General features: G+C 72.3%; 20 protein-coding genes. 8 read left to right on the top strand and 12 right to left on the bottom strand.

Annotated elements, in window-relative coordinates; translation table 11 throughout:
* Positions 1-3 precede the first annotated feature (3 nt).
* From ACVDFE_RS33485 to ACVDFE_RS33475, 3 genes are all read right to left on the bottom strand, one after another.
* On the bottom strand, positions 4-906 hold the full coding sequence (locus tag ACVDFE_RS33485; protein ID WP_458433322.1) for a GlxA family transcriptional regulator: 903 nt from the start codon (positions 904-906) through the stop codon (positions 4-6).
* The gene (locus ACVDFE_RS33480) at positions 903-1,451 is read right to left on the bottom strand and encodes a cysteine hydrolase family protein (protein ID WP_458433321.1); all 549 of its coding nucleotides are present in this window, start codon (positions 1,449-1,451) and stop codon (positions 903-905) included. Before ACVDFE_RS33480 ends, ACVDFE_RS33485 begins: the two co-directional genes overlap by 4 nt.
* A gap of 109 nt (positions 1,452-1,560) precedes the next feature.
* Positions 1,561-1,902, bottom strand: a complete 342-nt coding sequence (locus tag ACVDFE_RS33475; RefSeq protein WP_360387176.1) for a DUF2203 domain-containing protein — start codon at positions 1,900-1,902, stop codon at positions 1,561-1,563.
* Positions 1,903-2,059: 157 nt separating this feature from the next.
* On the opposite strand from ACVDFE_RS33475, the gene ACVDFE_RS33470 reads away from it, so the two are divergent.
* From ACVDFE_RS33470 to ACVDFE_RS33450, 5 genes are all read left to right on the top strand, one after another.
* Positions 2,060-2,722, top strand: coding sequence for a TetR/AcrR family transcriptional regulator (locus tag ACVDFE_RS33470; RefSeq protein WP_360387179.1), 663 nt, complete (start codon positions 2,060-2,062; stop codon positions 2,720-2,722).
* Positions 2,719-3,249 (top strand): molybdenum cofactor guanylyltransferase, encoded by a 531-nt coding sequence (mobA, locus tag ACVDFE_RS33465; protein ID WP_458433320.1) that lies wholly within the window; start codon positions 2,719-2,721, stop codon positions 3,247-3,249. Before ACVDFE_RS33470 ends, mobA begins: the two co-directional genes overlap by 4 nt.
* A gap of 46 nt (positions 3,250-3,295) precedes the next feature.
* Positions 3,296-4,360 carry an AAA family ATPase gene (locus ACVDFE_RS33460; protein ID WP_458433319.1) on the top strand — a complete coding sequence of 355 codons (1,065 nt, stop codon included), beginning with the start codon at positions 3,296-3,298 and terminating at the stop codon, positions 4,358-4,360.
* A 62-nt stretch (positions 4,361-4,422) separates the two neighbouring features.
* Positions 4,423-5,304 (top strand): DUF58 domain-containing protein, encoded by an 882-nt coding sequence (locus ACVDFE_RS33455; protein WP_458434438.1) that lies wholly within the window; start codon positions 4,423-4,425, stop codon positions 5,302-5,304.
* The gene (locus tag ACVDFE_RS33450) at positions 5,301-6,266 is read left to right on the top strand and encodes a VWA domain-containing protein (protein WP_360387186.1); all 966 of its coding nucleotides are present in this window, start codon (positions 5,301-5,303) and stop codon (positions 6,264-6,266) included. Before ACVDFE_RS33455 ends, ACVDFE_RS33450 begins: the two co-directional genes overlap by 4 nt.
* Here the strand turns inward: ACVDFE_RS33450 and ACVDFE_RS33445 are convergent.
* Genes ACVDFE_RS33445 through ACVDFE_RS33425 form a run of 5 tightly spaced genes read right to left on the bottom strand, consistent with a single transcriptional unit; the run spans position 6,263 to position 12,261 of the window.
* Positions 6,263-6,796: a dihydrofolate reductase family protein gene (locus ACVDFE_RS33445; RefSeq protein ID WP_360387189.1), complete on the bottom strand. Its 534-nt coding sequence runs from the start codon at positions 6,794-6,796 to the stop codon at positions 6,263-6,265. The two genes, ACVDFE_RS33450 and ACVDFE_RS33445, sit on opposite strands and share 4 nt — an antisense overlap.
* The gene (locus ACVDFE_RS33440) at positions 6,793-7,656 is read right to left on the bottom strand and encodes a TAXI family TRAP transporter solute-binding subunit (RefSeq protein ID WP_458433318.1); all 864 of its coding nucleotides are present in this window, start codon (positions 7,654-7,656) and stop codon (positions 6,793-6,795) included. Before ACVDFE_RS33440 ends, ACVDFE_RS33445 begins: the two co-directional genes overlap by 4 nt.
* On the bottom strand, positions 7,653-8,957 hold the full coding sequence (locus tag ACVDFE_RS33435; RefSeq protein WP_360387193.1) for a sensor histidine kinase: 1,305 nt from the start codon (positions 8,955-8,957) through the stop codon (positions 7,653-7,655). Before ACVDFE_RS33435 ends, ACVDFE_RS33440 begins: the two co-directional genes overlap by 4 nt.
* Complete coding sequence (locus tag ACVDFE_RS33430; protein WP_360387195.1) at positions 8,958-9,617, bottom strand: response regulator transcription factor; 660 nt, start codon at positions 9,615-9,617, stop codon at positions 8,958-8,960.
* A gap of 49 nt (positions 9,618-9,666) precedes the next feature.
* A complete protein-coding gene (locus ACVDFE_RS33425; protein WP_458433317.1) occupies positions 9,667-12,261 on the bottom strand; it encodes an FAD-binding and (Fe-S)-binding domain-containing protein in 2,595 nt (864 codons plus the stop codon).
* Between the two features lie 120 nt (positions 12,262-12,381).
* On the opposite strand from ACVDFE_RS33425, the gene ACVDFE_RS33420 reads away from it, so the two are divergent.
* Genes ACVDFE_RS33420 through ACVDFE_RS33410 form a run of 3 tightly spaced genes read left to right on the top strand, consistent with a single transcriptional unit; the run spans position 12,382 to position 14,975 of the window.
* A complete protein-coding gene (locus ACVDFE_RS33420; protein ID WP_360387201.1) occupies positions 12,382-13,086 on the top strand; it encodes a beta-ketoacyl-ACP reductase in 705 nt (234 codons plus the stop codon).
* A gap of 40 nt (positions 13,087-13,126) precedes the next feature.
* Positions 13,127-13,894: an enoyl-ACP reductase FabI gene (gene fabI / locus ACVDFE_RS33415; RefSeq protein ID WP_360387204.1), complete on the top strand. Its 768-nt coding sequence runs from the start codon at positions 13,127-13,129 to the stop codon at positions 13,892-13,894.
* Positions 13,895-13,946: 52 nt separating this feature from the next.
* A complete protein-coding gene (locus ACVDFE_RS33410; protein ID WP_360387207.1) occupies positions 13,947-14,975 on the top strand; it encodes a ferrochelatase in 1,029 nt (342 codons plus the stop codon).
* Positions 14,976-15,020: 45 nt separating this feature from the next.
* On the opposite strand, the gene ACVDFE_RS33405 is transcribed toward ACVDFE_RS33410, so the two are convergent.
* Genes ACVDFE_RS33405 through ACVDFE_RS33390 form a run of 4 tightly spaced genes read right to left on the bottom strand, consistent with a single transcriptional unit; the run spans position 15,021 to position 17,821 of the window.
* Entirely contained in the window at positions 15,021-15,383 is a 363-nt protein-coding gene (locus ACVDFE_RS33405) for a hypothetical protein (protein ID WP_458433316.1), read from the bottom strand.
* Positions 15,384-15,401: 18 nt separating this feature from the next.
* On the bottom strand, positions 15,402-16,421 hold the full coding sequence (locus ACVDFE_RS33400) for a GlxA family transcriptional regulator (RefSeq protein ID WP_458433315.1): 1,020 nt from the start codon (positions 16,419-16,421) through the stop codon (positions 15,402-15,404).
* A gap of 52 nt (positions 16,422-16,473) precedes the next feature.
* Positions 16,474-17,271 (bottom strand): hypothetical protein, encoded by a 798-nt coding sequence (locus tag ACVDFE_RS33395; protein ID WP_458433314.1) that lies wholly within the window; start codon positions 17,269-17,271, stop codon positions 16,474-16,476.
* A gap of 58 nt (positions 17,272-17,329) precedes the next feature.
* Positions 17,330-17,821: a YcxB family protein gene (locus tag ACVDFE_RS33390; protein WP_360387219.1), complete on the bottom strand. Its 492-nt coding sequence runs from the start codon at positions 17,819-17,821 to the stop codon at positions 17,330-17,332.
* Between the last annotated feature and the right edge of the window lie 307 nt (positions 17,822-18,128).

Below are 18,128 nucleotides of genomic sequence, written 5' to 3'. Positions count from 1 at the left end.
GGCTCAGCGCGAACGCAGGCGGCGCAACATCCGGGCGTCCTCGAAGCCGACCGAACGCGCGGCGACCTCCACGGTGGCGCCCTTGCCGATGAGGTGTTCGGCGCGTTCGACGCGCAACGCCTGTTGATACTTCAACGGGGTCATGCCGGTCGCACGGCCGAACAGGCGCGTGACCGTCCGTTCGCTGCATCCGGCCAGCAATGCCAGTTCTGCCAACGAAAGGCGATCGGCGAGACGCGTCTCGATGACGTCCTGGATGCGGTGCACGGTCTCGTTGACGTGGGACCGGTACCGCAGCAGCACGCTCGCCTGGTGGTCGTCGCCGTTCCTGCGCGCGTAAACCACCATCGTGCGTGCGACGGCGGCGGCCACGGAAGGACCGTTGCGCACGGCGACAAGGTGCAGCGCGAGGTCGATGCCGCTCGCGATGCCGGCCGACGTCACGACGCGACTGTCCTCCACGTACAGAACGTCGCGCACGACCCGTGCGGCGGGGTAGCGGCGTTCGAGCTCGTCCTGCAGTTCGTGGTGGGTGGTGCAACGACGGCCGTCGAGCAGTCCGGCACGGCCGAGCGCATCGGCTCCGGCACACACACTCGCCACCATGCCGCCGCTGTCGTGGTGCGCGCGCACCCACGCCAGAGCGCGCGCACTCAACGCTCCGGTGCCCACCAACGTCGACGACCGCCATCCCGGCACGACCAGGAGGTCGTCCGCCCCCAGCGAGGGCAGCTCGGTCGACGCCCCCAGCGGCACGCCCTGGTGGCTCGGCACCGACACCGAGTCGCCGACGTACGACAGTGCGTAGCCGGCACCGAAGTCGGCCGCGCTGGAGAACACCTGCGCCGGCCCCGCGAGGTCGAGCAGGTGCACTCCCGGTACGAGCAGGAAGACGACTCTGGTCACGATCCGGTCAGCGTAGCGACGTCCGAGATCCGCGCGAACCGGCCCGCCAGGACGTACTCGGTGCGCTCGATGACCTCCTGCACGCCGAGCACCGCCCCGGTGCGCCAGTGCGGCAACGGCGTGGTCGCGGTCGCGTCCGTCACGAACGTCATGTCGAACCCGAGGTCCGAGCCGACCCGCGTGGTCGTCTCGCAGCACTGCTCGGTGCGGATGCCGCTGACCAGCAGCTCCCGCACACCCCGCGCGGTCAGCGTCTGCTGCAGGTTGGTCGTGGTGAACGCGTTGTGCGAGGTCTTGGTCAGCAGCGGCTCGTCGTCGAGCGGCTTCAGCCCGTCCATCAGCCGCACGTGCCCCAGCGCCGGGTCGAACACGTCACCGCTGCCCGGCTCGGAGTGCAGCACCCACACCACCAGGTCGCCGGAGTCGCGGGCGAGGTCGACCAGCCGGTTCACCTGGCCCACGACGCCGGGGTTGGACACCTCGGCCCAGCTGGGACGCCGGCGGAACGACTCCTGGACGTCGATGACGATCAATGCGCGCTTCATGTCACCAGCCTCGTCGGACCGCCACGGCCGAACCAGGCACGACCCGGCCGCACTGCGGACCGATCCGGTCACCACGCAGCCCCCGTGCAGATGCCTTGGCCAGCAGGGGTCAGAGTCGGCGGCGGCCGGCGAACCCGAGGTCGGCGCGGTGGTACCAGTCGAGCGTCCGGTCGCCCTCCAGCCAGCACAGCAGCACCGGCACGCCGTCGAGCTGCGAGGGGAAGTCGACCAGCAGCGGCGCGAAGCCCTTCAGCTCTGCGCCGGTCTGCTGCACGGACTCCATCAGCTCGTCGAGCCGGGCCTGCGCCGCCTTGAACTCCGGCAGACCGCCCAGGGACGTGGTGCCGGACGCGAGCTCGGCCGCGTCGGCGCGCAGCCGGACGATCTCGTCGAGCACCGGCAGCAGGCGGGTGAGCTCGGCACGGGCCTCGTCGAGCGTGAACAGTTCCACGGGTGCCAAGGCTGGCACAGTGGCGGGGGTGACGTGGCGACCGGGTGACCTCATCGTGAACCGGATCGGCCTCGGCGCGAGCCGTTCGCGACACCGCGGCCGCTGTGCGGCAAAACCTGAATGAGCGTATGGTGTACGCATCTGTTTGACTAGGGGCATGAAGAGGGGGCGGAAGCCGACCATCGACGCCGCCGACATCACGCGAGCCGCCATCGCGATCGCGGACGCCGAAGGGCTGGCCGCCGTGTCCATGGCGCGCGTCGCGCAGGAGATGGGCAACGCGACGATGGCGCTCTACCGCCACGTGAAGAGCAAGGACGAGCTGCTCGCGCTGATGTGGGACGCGGCGATGGAGGACCCGCCGCCGCTGCCCGACGGCGAGTGGCGCGACAGGCTCGGCGTCTGGGCACGGGCGCTGCTCCGGGCGATCCGCAGGCGCCCGTGGTTCCTGCGGATCCCGATCAGCGGCCCGCCGGTCGGCCCGGGGAACCTCGCCTGGCTCGACAGCGCGCTCACCGCCCTCGGGGGCACGCCGCTGGAGCCGGGGGAGAAGGTCGGCGTCGTGATGGGCCTGTCGACGTTCGTGCAGGGCGAGGCGCGGCTGACCACCACCCCGTCCCAGGGCTTCCAGAGCAACCCCGACCAGTACGGGCAGGCGCTGCGCGCGGTGGTCGACCCGCGCACCATGCCCGCGCTCACCGAGGTCATCGAGGCCGGCGCGTTCGACGTGGCCCACGGCGACGACATCGGGGCCGACTTCGACTTCGGCCTGCGGTTGTTCCTGGACGGCGTCGCCGCGCACATCGCGAGGCGCGCGTGACGTACGCGGCGATCATCCTCACCGGCGGCACGGGCGAACGGCTCGGCGGCGTCGACAAGGCCGCGCTGTCCTACCGGGACGCCACACTGCTCGACCACGTGCTGTCCGTTGTGGACGACGCGGCGCGGGTCGTCGTTGTGGGGCCGGAGAAAGACCGGCCCGGCGTCGTCTGGGCCCGGGAGGACCCACCCGGCGGAGGGCCGCTGGCCGGGCTTGCCGCCGGTCTCGCGCACGTGACCGAGGAGTGGGTCGCCGTGCTCGCCGTCGACCAGCCCGGCCTCACCGCCGGCACGATCGCCAGGCTGCGCGCGGCGGGCGGCAACGCCGTGCTCGCCGACGACCGCGTGCAGTGGCTGATCGGCTTCTGGAACGCCGCCGAGCTGCGCGAAGTCCTGCCGGAGGACCCGCGCGACCAGCCGCTGCGCCGAACGTTGCGCAAGCTCGCGCCGGTGGAAGTGTCCGCTTTGCCCGGTGAGGCGCGTGACGTCGACACACCCGATGACCTGGACACCCTTCACACCCAATGAACAGCCCGTGAGCAAGACTGCTCACGATCGGAAAACCCTGTTCCACATGGAGGCCCGCACCGTGACCGAGCCCGCCGCCGAGGCAACGCCGAACGCACCGGCGCCCGTCACCCCGGCTCGTGACGCCCAGCTGCTCGAACGCACCGTGTTCGAGGTGAAGCGGGTCATCGTCGGCCAGGACCGGCTCGTCGAGCGGATGCTCGTGGGTCTGCTGGCCAAGGGCCACCTGCTGCTCGAAGGTGTGCCGGGTGTCGCGAAGACGCTCGCCGTCGAGACGTTCGCGCGCGTGGTCGGCGGCTCGTTCAGCCGCGTGCAGTTCACGCCCGACCTGGTGCCCGCCGACATCCTCGGCACCCGCATCTACCGCCAGTCCAGCGAGGCGTTCGACGTCGAGCTCGGCCCCGTGGTCGCCAACTTCGTGCTGGCCGACGAGATCAACCGCGCGCCGGCCAAGGTCCAGTCGGCGATGCTGGAGGTCATGGCCGAGCGGCACGTGTCCATCGGCGGCAAGACCTTCCCGATGCCGAACCCGTTCCTGGTGCTGGCGACGCAGAACCCGATCGAGAACGAGGGCGTGTACCCGCTGCCGGAGGCGCAGCGCGACCGGTTCCTGTTCAAGATCCAGGTCGAGTACCCCACGGCCGAGGAAGAGCGCGAGATCGTCTACCGCATGGGTGTCGAGGCGCCCACGCCGAACCAGGTCCTCTCGCCGGAGGAGCTGGTGCGCCTGCAGGGCGTGGCGTCGCGCGTCTTCGTCCACCACGCACTGGTCGACTACGTGGTGCGCCTGGTGATCGCGACCCGCGCACCGGCCGAGCACGGCCTGACCGACGTCGCCGGCTGGGTCGCCTACGGTGCCTCGCCGCGTGCGTCGCTGGGCATCATCGCCGCCGCCCGTGGCCTCGCGCTCGTGCGCGGCCGTGACTACGTGCTGCCGCAGGACGTCGTGGACGTCGTGCCGGACGTGCTGCGCCACCGCCTCGTGCTGTCCTACGACGCGCTGGCCGACGGCGTGCCGATCGACCACATCATCACCCGCGTGCTGCAGATCGTGCCGCTGCCGCAGGTGTCCGCGCGCCCGCAGCAGCCGGTTCCGGCTGGTAGGCCGTGAGCAAGGACAAGGCCACCGCCGAGCGCCCCTCGTGGGCGCCCCCGGTCCTGCACGGCGGCCGCATGGAGGCCGCGCTGCGCATGCTGGAGCTCGACGTGCGGCGCCGCCTGGACGGCCTGCTGCAGGGCAACCACCTCGGTCTCGTGCCGGGACCGGGCACCGAGCCGGGCGAGGCGCGGACCTACCAGCCCGGTGACGACGTGCGCCGGATGGACTGGGCGGTCACCGCCCGCACCACCGTGCCGCACATCCGCGAGACGGTCGCCGACCGCGAGCTGGAGACGTGGGTGGCGGTCGACCTGTCGCCGTCGCTCGACTTCGGCACCGCGGCCTGCGAGAAGCGCGACCTGGCGATTGCCGCGACAGCCGCCGTGGCGCACCTGACCCGCGGTGGCGGCAACCGGATCGGTGCCGCGATCTCGACGGGTGCGGAGAACGTGCGCATCCCGGCGCGCGGTGGCCTGGCGCACGCCCGCGGCATGATCCGCAAGATCGCCGAGACGCCGCGTGCGAGTGAGGGCACCCGCGGCGACCTGGCGGCGTTGCTGGAGCAGCTGCGCCGCCCGCCGCGCCGGCGCGGGCTGATCGTGGTGATCTCCGACTTCCTCGGCGGCATGGAGTGGCAACGGCCGCTGCGCGCGCTGTCGGCACGGCACGAGCTGGTGGCCATCGAGGTCGTCGACCCGCGCGACGTCGACCTGCCCGAGGTCGGCACCGTCGTGCTGTCCGACCCGGAGACCGGCCGGCAGCGCGAGGTGACCGCGTCGGCGTTGCTGCGCAAGGAGTTCAACGCCGCGGCTGCCGAGCACCGGGCCGAGGTCGCCGCCGGGCTGCGCCGCGCGGGCGCCGGGCACCTGGTGCTGCGGACCGACTCCGACTGGATCGCGGACACGGTCCGCTTCGTGGTGGCGCGCAAGCGCCGTTGGTCTGGGGGTGTCGCATGAGCTTTTCGAACTTCGTCGCCCCGTGGTGGTTCCTGCTGCTCGTCGCCGTCGGTGTGCTCGCGGCCGGGTACGTGCTCGCCCAGCGCATGCGCCGCAAGCGCGTGCTGCGGTTCACGAACCTGGAGCTGCTGGAGAAGGTCGCGCCCAAGCGGGAACGCTGGTCGCGGCACGTCCCGGCGGCGTTCCTGCTGGCGGCGCTCGCGCTGCTGACCGTCGCGCTGGCCGGGCCGACGTCGGAGCAGCGGGTCCCGCGCAACCGGGCGACCGTGATGCTCGTGGTCGACGTGTCGCTGTCGATGAAGGCCACCGACGTGAAGCCGTCCCGGCTGGAGGCCGCGCAGGTGGCGGCCAAGTCGTTCGCCGAAGGCCTCACGCCGGGCATCAACCTGGGCCTGATCTCGTTCGCGGGCTCGGCGACGGTGCTGGTCGCGCCCACCACCGACCGCGCGGCCGTGTCGCAGTCGATCGACGGGCTCAAGCTCGCCCAGTCGACCGCGACCGGTGACGCGCTGGTCGCCGCGATGGCGTCCATCGACTCGTTCGGCAAGGTCGTCGGCGGCGCCGAGGGGCCCCCTCCGGCCCGCATCGTGCTGATGACGGACGGCAAGGAGACGGTCGGCACCCGCAAGGCGTTCGACGCGGCGGATGACGCGAAGAAGGCCGGTATCCCGATCTCCACGATCTCGTTCGGCACCGAGGACGGCGTGGTCGACATCGAGGGCCGCCAGCAGGCCGTGCCGGTCGACGACGACTCGATGAAGGAGATCGCGAAGATCTCCGGCGGCGAGTTCTTCAAGGCCGCCTCCGCCGAGGAGCTGCGCCGGGTGTACGACACGCTCGGCGAGCAGATCGGCTACGAGAAGAAGCAGGCGGACGCGTCCAAGCCGTGGCTGGTGCTCGGCACGCTGACGGCGATGGTCGCGGCCGCCGCGGCGTTGCTGCTGGGCCAGAGACTGCCCTAGCCCCTGCCGTAGACCAGCTCCACCACACCGTTCCCGAAGGCCCTGGTGCTCTTGAGCGCCAGGGTCTTCGGCCGTGTGAAGAACGGCGTGCCCGCGCCGAGCGCGACCGGGTTGACGTACAGGCGGACCTCGTCGACCAGGTCGTGCTCGAAGAACGTCCCCACGAGCTGCGCGCCGCCGACCATGCTGTCACCGGGCAGCGCCCTGATCTCGTCCGGGTCGACCTCCCGCCGCACCACGGTGTTCCACGCGGTGGTGTCGAGCGTCCGCGAGTACACGATCTTGGGCATCTCCCGCCAGATCCGGCCGAACTCGTGCATCGACGGCGGCCACTCGGGGTGCTCGCCGGTGTGCGGCCACGCCGCGAGCATCGTCTCGTGGTTGCGGCGGCCGTCGATGAACCGGCTCATCCGCGCCAGCTCGGTGTTGAAGTGCCCGTGCAGCTCCTCGTCGACCCGGTGCCAGCTGATGTCGTGGCCGGGTCCCTCCATGAAGCCGTCCAGCGAGACCGACGCCATCGTGATGATCATCCGTGAATCCTCCGGTACTCCGCCGCGGCACCGGCGTGCAGCGGCACCGTGCCCGTGTCGATGAGACTGCGCACGTCGAGGTACTGGGTGCCGAGCGCCTGCTGCGGCACCAGCCGCGCCGCGTTCGCGACCAGCAGCCGCACCACCGCCCCCGCGAGGTCGGCGCCGAGGTCGGGCCGGCACACCAGCAGGTTCGGCGTGCCGATCGTCGGGATGTCGACGGGGGAGTCGTAGACGCCCGTGCGCACGTCCACGCGTTCGTAGACCTTGCCGTGGTTCTGCCGCAGCCGGGGCAGGAACCCGTCGAGCGGCAGCAGCCTGATCCCCTCCGCACGGTCGAGCTCCGGGGTCGGCACGCCGCCCGACCACAGCAGCGCCGCGATCTCGCCCGCCTTCAGCGCGTCCACGGCGTTGCGCAGCGGGTAGTGCTCCTCCCACACGCCCAGCGCGAGCCGTTCGCCCTGCAGCGCCGCGCCGGACCCGGCGGCGCCCAGCGACACGGGCCGGCCGGCGAGGTCGGCCGCGCTGCGGTACGGCGAGTCGGCGAGCACGACGAGCTGGAGGTAGTTCTCGTAGACGCGGCCCACCGCGACCAGGCCGGGCTCCAGGTGGGCGCTGTCGCTCAGGGTCAGCGCGAGGTCGGCGGTGCCCTCGCGCAGGTGCCGCAGGTTGTCGGCGCTGCCGCCGGTCTCGATCGGCGTGATCGTCAGCGAGCCGGTGGCGAGGCGGGACAGCAGGGCGGCGAAGTCGTTGTAGAACCCGCCGGGCTCGCCGCCCGCGACGCGGATGGTGCCGCTGGGCTCACTTGTCCCGCACGCGGTGAGGGCCAGCGCGCCCAGCAGGAGGGTCCGGCGCTTCACAGCAGCGGCTCCTTCGGCAGCTCCACGGTCGCGACCAGGCCACCGTCGGTGTGCAGCCGCAGCTCCCCGCCGTGAGCGGTCACGATGCGCTCGGCGATGGCCAGGCCGAGGCCGGTGCCGCGCTGCGGGCCGCCACCACGCCAGAACCGCTCGGTCGCGTGCTCGATGTCCTCCTCGGACAGACCGGGACCGTTGTCGCGCACGGTGAGAGTCGCGCGGTCGCACACCACGGCCACCTCGGTGCCGCCGTACCTGATGGCGTTGTCCAGCAGCACGTCCAGCACCTGCGCCAGGTCCGAGACGGCACACCGCACCAGGCCCGGCGCGCGGTCGTCCACGGTGATCGTCACACCCGCCGCCCCGGCCGCCGCCCGCCACGCGTCGACCCGGTCGTGCGCCACGGCCCGCAGGTCGGCCAGCTCGGGCTCGACCCCGCCCGCCGCCCGTTCGGTGGCGGTGCTCTCGGCCGACGCGAGCGCGAGCAGGCCGTCCAGCAACGACTCCAGCCGCTCGACCTCGGTGAGCAGGGAACCGTTGTCCGGCAGCATGTCCACCCGCAGCCGCAGCGCCGCCATCGGGTTGCGCAGCTGGTGCGAGGCGTCCGCGATGAGCCGGCGCTGCTGGTCGGCGGCCTCGGCCACCGCGTCGGACATCCGGTTGAACGACTCCGACAACGCCCGCAGCTCGGCCGGGCCCGCGGTGTCGGCGACGTGCGCGCGCCGCTGCCCCTCCGCGACCGCCCGCACACCCCGGTCGAGCTCCTTCAACGGCCGCAGCAGCCACCGCGCCACGACCAGCGCCAGCAACACGCACGCGCAGGCCGCCAGCAACGCCCCCGCGAGCACCAGCGCCCACCGCTGCGCGACATCCGCCGCGGCCACCCTGGTGGACGCGCGCACCACCACCGCGCCCGCCACCTTCGTGCCGGTGCCGACCGGTCGCGCGAACAGCACGTCACCGCCGTTCCAGGGCAGCACCGTCCGCACCGGCGCGGCCGGCTGGTTGCGCAGCGCGGCGTCGATCTGGCTGGACACGTCGGCCACCGCCATGCCGGACTCGACGAGCGGCCGCCCGGCGGCGTCGACGACCACGACCTCCTCGCCGTAGACCTCGGTGTAGCGCAACGCCTCCGCGACCACCAGGTCGTTCGGCAGGGTCGCGAACCGGTCCAGGTCGGCGGTCCGGCCGATCACGAACCGCTGGGTGCGCTCGCTGGCCGTGCTCATCAGCAGCGGCACGGCGAACGCGGTCACCGCCGACAGCGAGAACAGCAGCAGCACCACCAGCAGCCGTTGCCGCATCTACTCACCGAGCCGGTAGCCGAAACCGCGGATGGTGTGCAGCAGCCCCGGCCGGTCGAGCTTGGCGCGCAGCTGCGTGAGGTGCACGTCCAGCGTCCGCGACACCGCCACGAACGCATTGCCCCACACCTCGTCCATCAGCTGCTGGCGGCTCACCGCCGTGCCCGGCCGCCGCGCGAGCACCGCCAGCACGTCGAACTCCTTGGTGGTCAACGAGATCTCCCGCCCGCCGACCACGACCTGGCGGCTCTGCAGGTCGATCTCCACATCGGACACCCGCACCAGGTCGCCCTGCTCCTGCGACCGCGCCGCACTGCGCCGCGCCACCGCGTCGATGCGGGCCAGCAGCTCGGCCAGCCGCACCGGCTTGACCAGGTAGTCGTCCGCGCCCAGCCGCAACCCGCGCACCACGGTCCGCTCGTCCCCGCGCGCGGTCAGCACCAGCACCGGCACCGGGTCGATCCTGCGGAGCTTGCGCAGCACCTCCAGGCCGTCCTGGTCGGGCAGGCCGAGGTCGAGCAGCACCACGTCCGCGTCGCGGTGCGCGATCAGCGCGTCGGACCCCCTGCGCACGCGGGCAGGCCGGTGGCCGTTCGCCCGCAGTGCCTCCACCAGGGCGTCGGCGACACCGTCGTCGTCCTCGACCAACAGCACCCGCATGGGAGCAGTATCGCCCGGGATGGCCGTTTCGCGGGCATGTCGATGCTTTTCAGTGACCGTGGAGACGCGCTCGGAGCCCCAGCCGGGTCGCGAGCGCGGTGGCGAGGTGGACCGGCTCGCGGTCGGTCGTGTGCCGGATCTGGGTGCGGCAGCTGAAGCCGTCCGCGAGCACCAGCGCGTCCTCGTTCGCGCGCAGGGCGGGCAGCAGGTCCTGTTCGGCGCAGGCGATCGACACGTCGTAGTGGCCCTGCTCGAAGCCGAAGTTGCCGGCCAGGCCGCAGCAGCCCTCCACGACCCGCGGTCGCAGCCCGGCCTTCTCCATGGCCGTGCGATCCGGTCCGAAACCCAGCTCCGCGTACTGGTGGCAGTGGGTCTGCACGACCGCCTCGCGGTCGCCGGGCAGGTCGGGCAGCGCCGGTGCGACGTGCTCGGCGAACGTGCGGGTGGCGTCGGCGAGCGCGCGCACCTCCTCGGCGTCCGAGAGCTTCGGGGCCTCGGTCTTGAGGAACGCCGTGCAGCTCGGTTCCAGGCCGATCACCGGGACGCCGCGGCTCGTCCACGGGTGCAGCGCGCGTGCCGTGCGTTCGACGACCCTGCGGGCCTTCGGCAGCTGACCGGTCGAGTGCCAGGTCAGTCCACAGCAGACGGTCGAGGGCGGCAGCTCGACCCGGTTCCCCAGGTGCGCCAGCACGTTCGCGGCGTCGATGCCGATGTCCGGCTCGAAGAAGTTCGTGAACGTGTCGGGGAACAGCAGCACCGGCTCGCCCTCGCCGAACGGGCGCAGCCTGCGCAGCAGGGGAGTGGTGGGCGTGGGCAGCTCGCGCTCCGGGGTGAGGCCCGCCAACCGGCCGAACCGCGCCGTGAACCGGTTGACCAGCCCGTACCGCAGCCACGTCGGCAACCAGCCCATCGCGTAGTGCGACCGCGGGCGCGGGCGGCCCCTGTAGTGCTCGTGCAGGAACTCCGCCTTGTAGCTCGCCATGTCCACGTCGACCGGGCAGTCGCGCTTGCAGCCCTTGCAGCCCAGGCACAGGTCCAGCGCCTCGGCCACCTCCAGCGACCGCCAGCCGCCCTTGACCACGTCACCGTTGAGCATCTCGAACAGCAGGTGCGCGCGGCCGCGCGTGGAGTGCTTCTCCTCCTTGGTGACGCGGTAGCTCGGGCACATCACGCCGCCCTTGGTGTTCAGGCACTTGCCCACGCCGACGCAGCGGCGGGTGTCGCTCGCGAACTCCGCGCGCGTCGGGATGCGCGGGGGAGCGACGAGGACGCGCAGGTCGTCGTCGAGCTTCAGCGGCTCCACGATCCGGCCGGGGTTGAGCAGGTTGCCGGGGTCGAAGGCGTGCTTGAACTCCTGGAACGCCCGGATCGCCGCCGGCGGGTACATGCGGGAGAGCAGCTCGGAGCGGGCCTGGCCGTCGCCGTGCTCGCCGGACAGGCTGCCGCCGTGGCTCACGACCAGGTCCGCGGCGTCCTGGAGGAACTCGCGGTAGCCGCGGGCCAGGTCGAAGTCGATGCGGACGTGGATGCAGCCCTCGCCGTAGTGGCCGTAGGTGGTGCCGCGCCGCCCGTACCCGGTGAGCAACGCGTCGAGGTCGCGCAGGTAGGCGCCGAGGCGTTCCGGCGGGACGGCCGAGTCCTCCCAGCCCGACCACGCCTCGCTGCCGTCGGCCATGCGGGTGGCGAGACCGGCGCCGTCCTCGCGGATGCGCCACAGCGCCCGCTGGTGCGCCGGGTCGTGGACGACCATCGAGCTCCTCGTGAGCGCGGCGACCCGTTCGGGGTGGTCCTCGACCTCGACGAACAGCCAGCTGCGGCCTTCCGGCAGGTCGGGGCGGGTGCGGACGCTGTTCACCAGCGCCTCGTTCAGGCCCTCGACCGCGAGCGCGTCCTCGATCTGCGTGACCTGGTCGGCGGCCTCGTAGGTGTCCGCGAAGCCGAGCACGACGAGGACCCGGCGTTCCGGGCGGCGCACCAGCTTCAGTTCCGCGCCGAGCAGCACCACGCAGGTGCCCTCCGTGCCGACGAGCTGGCCGGTGAGCGTCGGCGCGTCCAGCGCGTACCCGCTGACCCGGCGGCTGAGCTGCGGGAACCACGCCGGGTCGTGCGACGGCAGCGCGAGCGCGGGCGGGTCCGTGCTGCGGAACCGGCGGCCGTCGACGGTCAGCACGTCGAGGTCCAGGACGTTCTCGCTGGTCTTGCCCCACTTCACCGAATGCGCGCCACAGGCGTTGTTGCCGATCATCCCGCCGATCGTGCAGCGCGAGTGCGTGGACGGGTCGGGGCCGAACAGGTGGTCGCCGGCGCTCGCGTTGATCTTGTCGAGCACCGCGCCCGGCTGCGCGAACGCCCGGTCGCCGGCGATCTCGAAGGCGTTCAGGTAGCGGCTGAAGTCGATCACCAGGCCGGTACCGCAGGCGTTGCCCGCGACCGAGGTCCCCGCGCCGCGGCTGGTGATCGGGACGCGGTGCTCCGCGGCGATCCCGACGGCCGCGACCACGGCGTCCGTCGTCCGCGGACGGACCACCACCCGCGGCACGTGGCGGTAGTTCGACGCGTCGGCCGAGTACAGGGCGCGGCTCGCCGGGTCGTCGAGCACGTCGCCCTCGACGTGGCGGCGCAGTTGGTCGAGGAAGGCCCGCATCACCTGATCATGCCCCCGATCGGCCCCGCCGTGGTGTGAGGTTCAACCGCCGATGCCGGGCTACCTGCGGGTAGCCGATAACCTCAGCCGGTCAACCAGCGGCGATTGCAGGGAGAGCTAGTGAGTCGGTCCGTTCTGGTCACCGGGGGCAATCGCGGCATCGGCCTCGCCATCGCGCAGGCGTTCGCGGCGCAGGGCGACAAGGTCGCCGTCACGCACCGCGGCTCCGGCGCACCCGAGGGTCTGCTCGGCGTGAAGTGCGACGTGACCAACGCCGAGGAGATCGACGCGGCGTTCTCCGAGGTCGAGGCCGCCCACGGTCCGGTCGAGGTGCTCGTCTGCAACGCCGGCATCACCCAGGACACGCTGTTGCTGCGCATGAGCGAGGAGCAGTTCACCAGCGTCGTCGACGCCAACCTCACCGGCGCGTTCCGCTTCGCCCAGCGCGCCTCGCGCGGCATGCTGCGCAAGAAGTTCGGCCGCATCGTCTTCATCTCGTCGGTCGTGGGCCTCACCGGCGGCGCGGGCCAGGTCAACTACGCCGCGTCCAAGGCGGGCATGGTGGGCATGGCGCGCTCGATCGCGCTGGAGCTCGGTTCGCGCAACATCACCGCGAACGTCATCGCCCCCGGCTTCATCACCACCGACATGACCGCCGAGCTGCCCGAGGCGGTGCGCGAGGCGGCGCTCAAGCAGATCCCGGCCGGTCGCTACGGCGCCGTCGACGAGATCGCCCGCGCGGTGACGTTCCTCGCCGCGAACGAGTCCGGCTACATCAACGGTGCCGTGCTGCCGGTCGACGGCGGCCTCGGCATGGGCCACTGACGTTCTTCGTTCTCTTCTTTCTGCGAAAGGGTTGGATCAAGTGACCGGACTGCTCGAAGGCAAGCGACTGCTGATCACCGGTGTGATCACCGACGCGTCGATCGCCTTCCACGTCGCACGCGTCGCCCAGGAGCAGGGCGCCGAGGTCGTGCTGACCGGGTTCGGCCGGATGAGCCTCGTGCAGCGCATCGCCCAGCGCCTGCCCAAGCCCGCGCCCGTCGTGGAGCTGGACGTGCAGAACCAGGAGCACCTCGACACGCTGGCCGAGCGCGTCGGTGAGCACGTCGACGGCCTCGACGGCGTCGTGCACGCCATCGGGTTCGCCCCGCAGAGCTGTCTCGGCGCGCCGTTCATGGACGCGCCGTGGGAGGACGTCTCCGTCGCGATGCACGTCTCGGCGTACTCCTACAAGGCGCTGGTGCAGGCCGTGCGCCCGATGCTGTCGCACGGCTCGTCGGTCGTCGGCCTCGACTTCGACGCCCGCCAGGCGTGGCCCGCCTACAACTGGATGGGTGCGGCGAAGGCGGCGTTCGAGTCGATCAACCGCTACATGGCGCGCGACCTCGGCCCGGACGGCATCCGCGTGAACCTGATCTCCGCCGGCCCGGTCCGCACCATGGCCGCCAAGTCCATCCCGGGCTTCGGCGAGCTGGAGAAGATGTGGGGCGAGAAGGCGCCGCTGTCGTGGGACGTCGACGACCCGACGCCCGTCGCGAAGTCGGTCTGCGGCCTGCTGTCCGACTGGTTCCCGGCCACCACGGGCTCGATGGTGTTCGTCGACGGCGGCGTGCACTTCCTCGGCCTCTGACGTCACAGCTGCTCGTCGTGTGGGGGGTTCGGGCGTCTGATTGGATGGAGCGGTGAGTTTCGATGCGCTGCTCTGGCTTTCCTTCGGCGGACCGGAAGGTCCTGAGGACGTCCGTCCCTTCCTGGAGAACGTGGTGCGCGGACGTGGCGTGCCGCCGGAGCGGCTGGACGAGGTCGAGGCCCACTACCAGCACTTCGGCGGCGTGTCACCGATCAACCGCCTGAACCTCGACGCGATCGACGCCGTGCGCGCCACCGGTTTCGAGCTGCCGATCTACTTCGGCAACCGCAACTGGCACCCGATGGTCGAGGACACCGTCGCGCAGATGAAGGCCGACGGCGTCCAGCGGGCGCTGGTGTTCCCGACGAGCGCGTACGGCGGCTACTCCGCGTGCCGCCAGTACGACGAGGACATCGTGCGGGCACTGGCGGCCGTGCCGGACGGCCCCGAACTGGTGAAGCTGCGCCAGTTCTTCGACCACCCGCTGTTCATCTCCGCCTTCGCCGACGGCGTCCGCGCGGCCGCCGAGTCGCTGACCGGCCCGTACCGGCTCGTCTTCACCGCGCACTCGGTGCCGGTGTCCGCCGACAAGGCCGCCGGTCCGCCGTCCGAGGGCGGTTACCGCTACTCCCGCCAGGTCGTCGAGGCGTCCCGGCTGGTCGCGGCCGAGCTGGGCGTCACCGAGTACGACGTGGTGTGGCAGTCGCGGTCCGGCCCGCCGCAGATCCCGTGGCTGGAGCCCGACATCGTCGACCACATCGACGCGTTGCACGCCAAGGGCGTCACCGGCGTCGTGGTGTGCCCGATCGGGTTCGTGTCCGACCACCTCGAAGTGGTGTGGGACCTCGACACCGAGGCCCGTGACCGCGCCGCCGAGCTCGGCGTGGAGTTCGCCCGCGCGGCGACCCCGAACGCCGACCCGCGCTTCGCCGAGCTCGTCGTGGAGCTGGTGGCCGAGCACACCTCCGGTGCTCCCGTGCGCAAGCTGTCGTCGTTCACCTCAGCTGGCTGCACGGTGAACGGTGCCCCGTGCGCGCCGTTGTGCTGCGAGCCGGCAAAAAGGCCCGTCAAGGCCCAGTAGTGCCGGACTCCGGCCGGCCCTCCTCGGACCGGCCGGAGACCCGGTTCAGTTGCGTGCGGTGCAGACGATCTCCGGGCGGTTGAACGCGCGCCCGCAGGCCCGCCACGGTCCGCCGTACTGCCCGACCGTGCCGGTGTTCACCGACGTGGCGCCGGACGGGATGGTCCGGTAGCCCGTCACCGTGTTGCGGGCGCTGTCCAGCCAGACCGGGTCACCCGTGGCCCCACCGGTGATCTGACCGTGCCAGCCGTTGTCGCACACCCACAGGTGGATCGTGCGACCGTGCACCGACACGGAGCTCACCGGTTTGCGGCACGGCGCCGCCGACGCCGGGACGCTCGCCACCGTCGTCCCCAGCAGGCTGATCAGCGCCATCCCGAGCACGGCCGCCGCTTTCCTGTCGAGCATGGTGTTTCCCCCTCGATCTCACGTGGTTCCGTGCTCAGGAGTCTGGGGAGAACCACGGTCGAGCGGGCCGGGCATGTCCGCGATCCTGCGAATCCTGTCCCCGGTCATCCCGTAGTGGTCGAGGAACGCCTGCCGCAGCACCTCCGCCGACCCGAACCCGCACCGGCGCGCGACCGCGGCCAGCGACAGGTCGCTGCCCCGCACCAGGTGGGCGGCGGCCTCGGTGCGGGCGGCCCGCACGGCGCGGGCGGGGGTGGTGCCGACGTGGGTGGCGAACAGCCTGGTGAGGTGCCGTGTGCTGATCTGGGCCCGTGCCGCGAGCGCGGCCGGGCTCAGGTCCTCCCCGGGGTGCGCGGCGATGTGCCCGAGCAGGTCGCGCACCAGCCGGTCGCCCGGCGGGGGCGCGGCGAGGAACATGCTGAGCTGAGCCTGGTCGGCCGGGCGCTGGAGGTAGGTCACCAGTTCGCGGGCGACCCGGCGGGCGACGGTGGGGCCGTTGTCGTCCTCGACCAGCGCGAGCGTCAGGTCCAGCGCGCTGGTGACCCCGGCGGAGGTGTAGACGTTGCCGTCCTGGACGTAGAGCGGTGCCAGGTCCACCGTGACCTGCGGGAAGTGCTCGACCAGGATGTCGCCGTACGCCCAGTGCGTGGTCACCTTCCTGCCGTCCAGCAGCCCGGCCGCGGCCAGCACGAACGCGCCGGTGCACACCGACGCGACCCGCCGGCTGTACCGTGCGAGGCGCCGCACCTGCGTCAGCATCCCGTCGTCGGCCATCGCGTCGCGGGTCCCGTGCCCGCCGACGACCAGCATCGTGTCGATCCGCCCGGTCACCGAGGCCAGCCGCCGTGCGCCGGTCAGCGCGATCCCCGACGAGCTGCGCACGTCCCGCCCCGTCACCGTGGCCAGCTCGATCCGGTACGGCGGCGCGGCCCCGTGGCCGTTCGCGATCTCGAACGTGCCGCTCGGGCACGCCACGTCGAGGATCTGCGCGTCGTTGTACGCGATGATCACCACTCGCCGTGCCGCGTCCACCCGCATCGCCCCCGTCGCATCCTCGCACCGGTGGCGGGGGCAGGCACGGGGAACGGGGTCAGTGCCGCCCGGCGCCCGAGTCGGCCAGCACGCGCACCGCTTCGTCCACGGCAGCGCACCGCGCGCGCCGCACCGCTTCGGACACCGGCCGCAACGCCTCGGTCCGCGCGGTCATCGCCGACGCCGACACCGCGCCACCGGGTGAGTCCGAGCGGGCCACCGACACGATCGCGTCGACTTCGGCGGCCCGTTGCAGCACCCGCAACGAGCGCGGCGGCATCGCGTCCGGCCACGGCAGCGCGGAGTTCGCGGCGGACAGGTCCGCGATCTCCTCGCGCACGTTCGGCCGGTGCTTCGCGACGTCCAGCGCGGCCAGCGCCGCCGTCGCCTCGCGCAGCGCCGTGCCCAGCCCCTGCTCGGCCTCGCCGATCGGGATGTGCTCCAGGCCCGTGGAGGAGGGCAGGTCGAACACCGTCCAGCGCATCACGCCGTCCGCGACGATCTTCGGCACCAGCCCGACGTGCACGGACGGGATCACGAGCGCCTCACCGGAACGCAGCGCGCACATCGCGAGGGGCCCCTTGCCGCCCAGGCCGCGCACGTCACCGGTCACCGGCAGCACGAGCCGCGCCGAGGTCGCACCCGCGCGCCGCAGGGAGGCCAGCAGCAGGGCGGGGCCCACGGGGGCCTCGTCGGGACCGGGGAGGTCGAGCGCCGTGGCGGTGCCGTCGTCGTCGGCCACCACCTCGTGCTGCTCGGCCCACGTGTGCAGGGCGTCGAGGACGTCGTCGGCGGCGGCCAGACCGTGCAGCCATCCCGACGTCCACACGACCAGCGTGGCACTTGCACAGGACACGCGACGAGATTACGTGGCCCGGCGCCGTCCGCTGCAGCCGGTCTCGAATCGGGTTCGGCTAGTTCGCGGGTCCGATGTGCTGTTCGAGCAGGTCGCGGAACGACTGGGCGTCCTGCGTGGACGCGAACGCCCGGTGCGGCACCGACAGCGACGCCGACCCCTCGTCGAGCGTCTCCAGCACGAACCCCTGCCGCGTCTCGGTCCAGCCGGGCAGCTCCGCCCAGTCGAGCTCCTCGCGCACGGCGGTGCCCACGGCCATCCGGAACGACTGGTCGTCGGCGCTGCCCACCACGGTCCTGCTGATCATCTCGTCCGACGAGAACCGCCACCACACCGCGACCGGCTCCATGAACCCGATCACCAGCGCGCACACCAGGCCGAAGACCGCGGCCGGCACCAGCCCGTCGTAGAAGAACAGCAGGACCAGCGAGAAGCCGCCGAGCGCGACCGCGAACCACGGCGCCCACCGGAACATCGGCACCATCGTGCGCAGGCTCGCCCGCCAGTCGGCGGGGGACGGGGCCCACTTGAAATCGACACAGTTGCTCATAGCGCCCCGCATTCTCCTGCACGACGGCGCCGTGGACCCGGAGGATTCGGAAAACAGCGGAGTCGCGCGCAGGACCGTGCTGCGGGCCGTCGCGTTCGCCCAGGGCTTACCGCACCCCGGTCACGGGGCCGAGCCGGTGGTCCTGCCGAAGCCGGACGAGGGATGGGTGTTCAGCGCGGTTCCTTGTGCTCCAACGGAGCCCTGGCGCACGACCCGGCGCCGGCGCGCATCCCCCGCAACGCCGTGGAGGCGGCGGTGCGGCAGGGGGCTGGAGTCGCTCCACGTCGAAATTGTCGGTGGGGCTGCG

It is taken from the genome of Lentzea chajnantorensis, from assembly GCF_054300775.1.
This window is presented reverse-complemented; position numbering and strand designations above follow the sequence as displayed.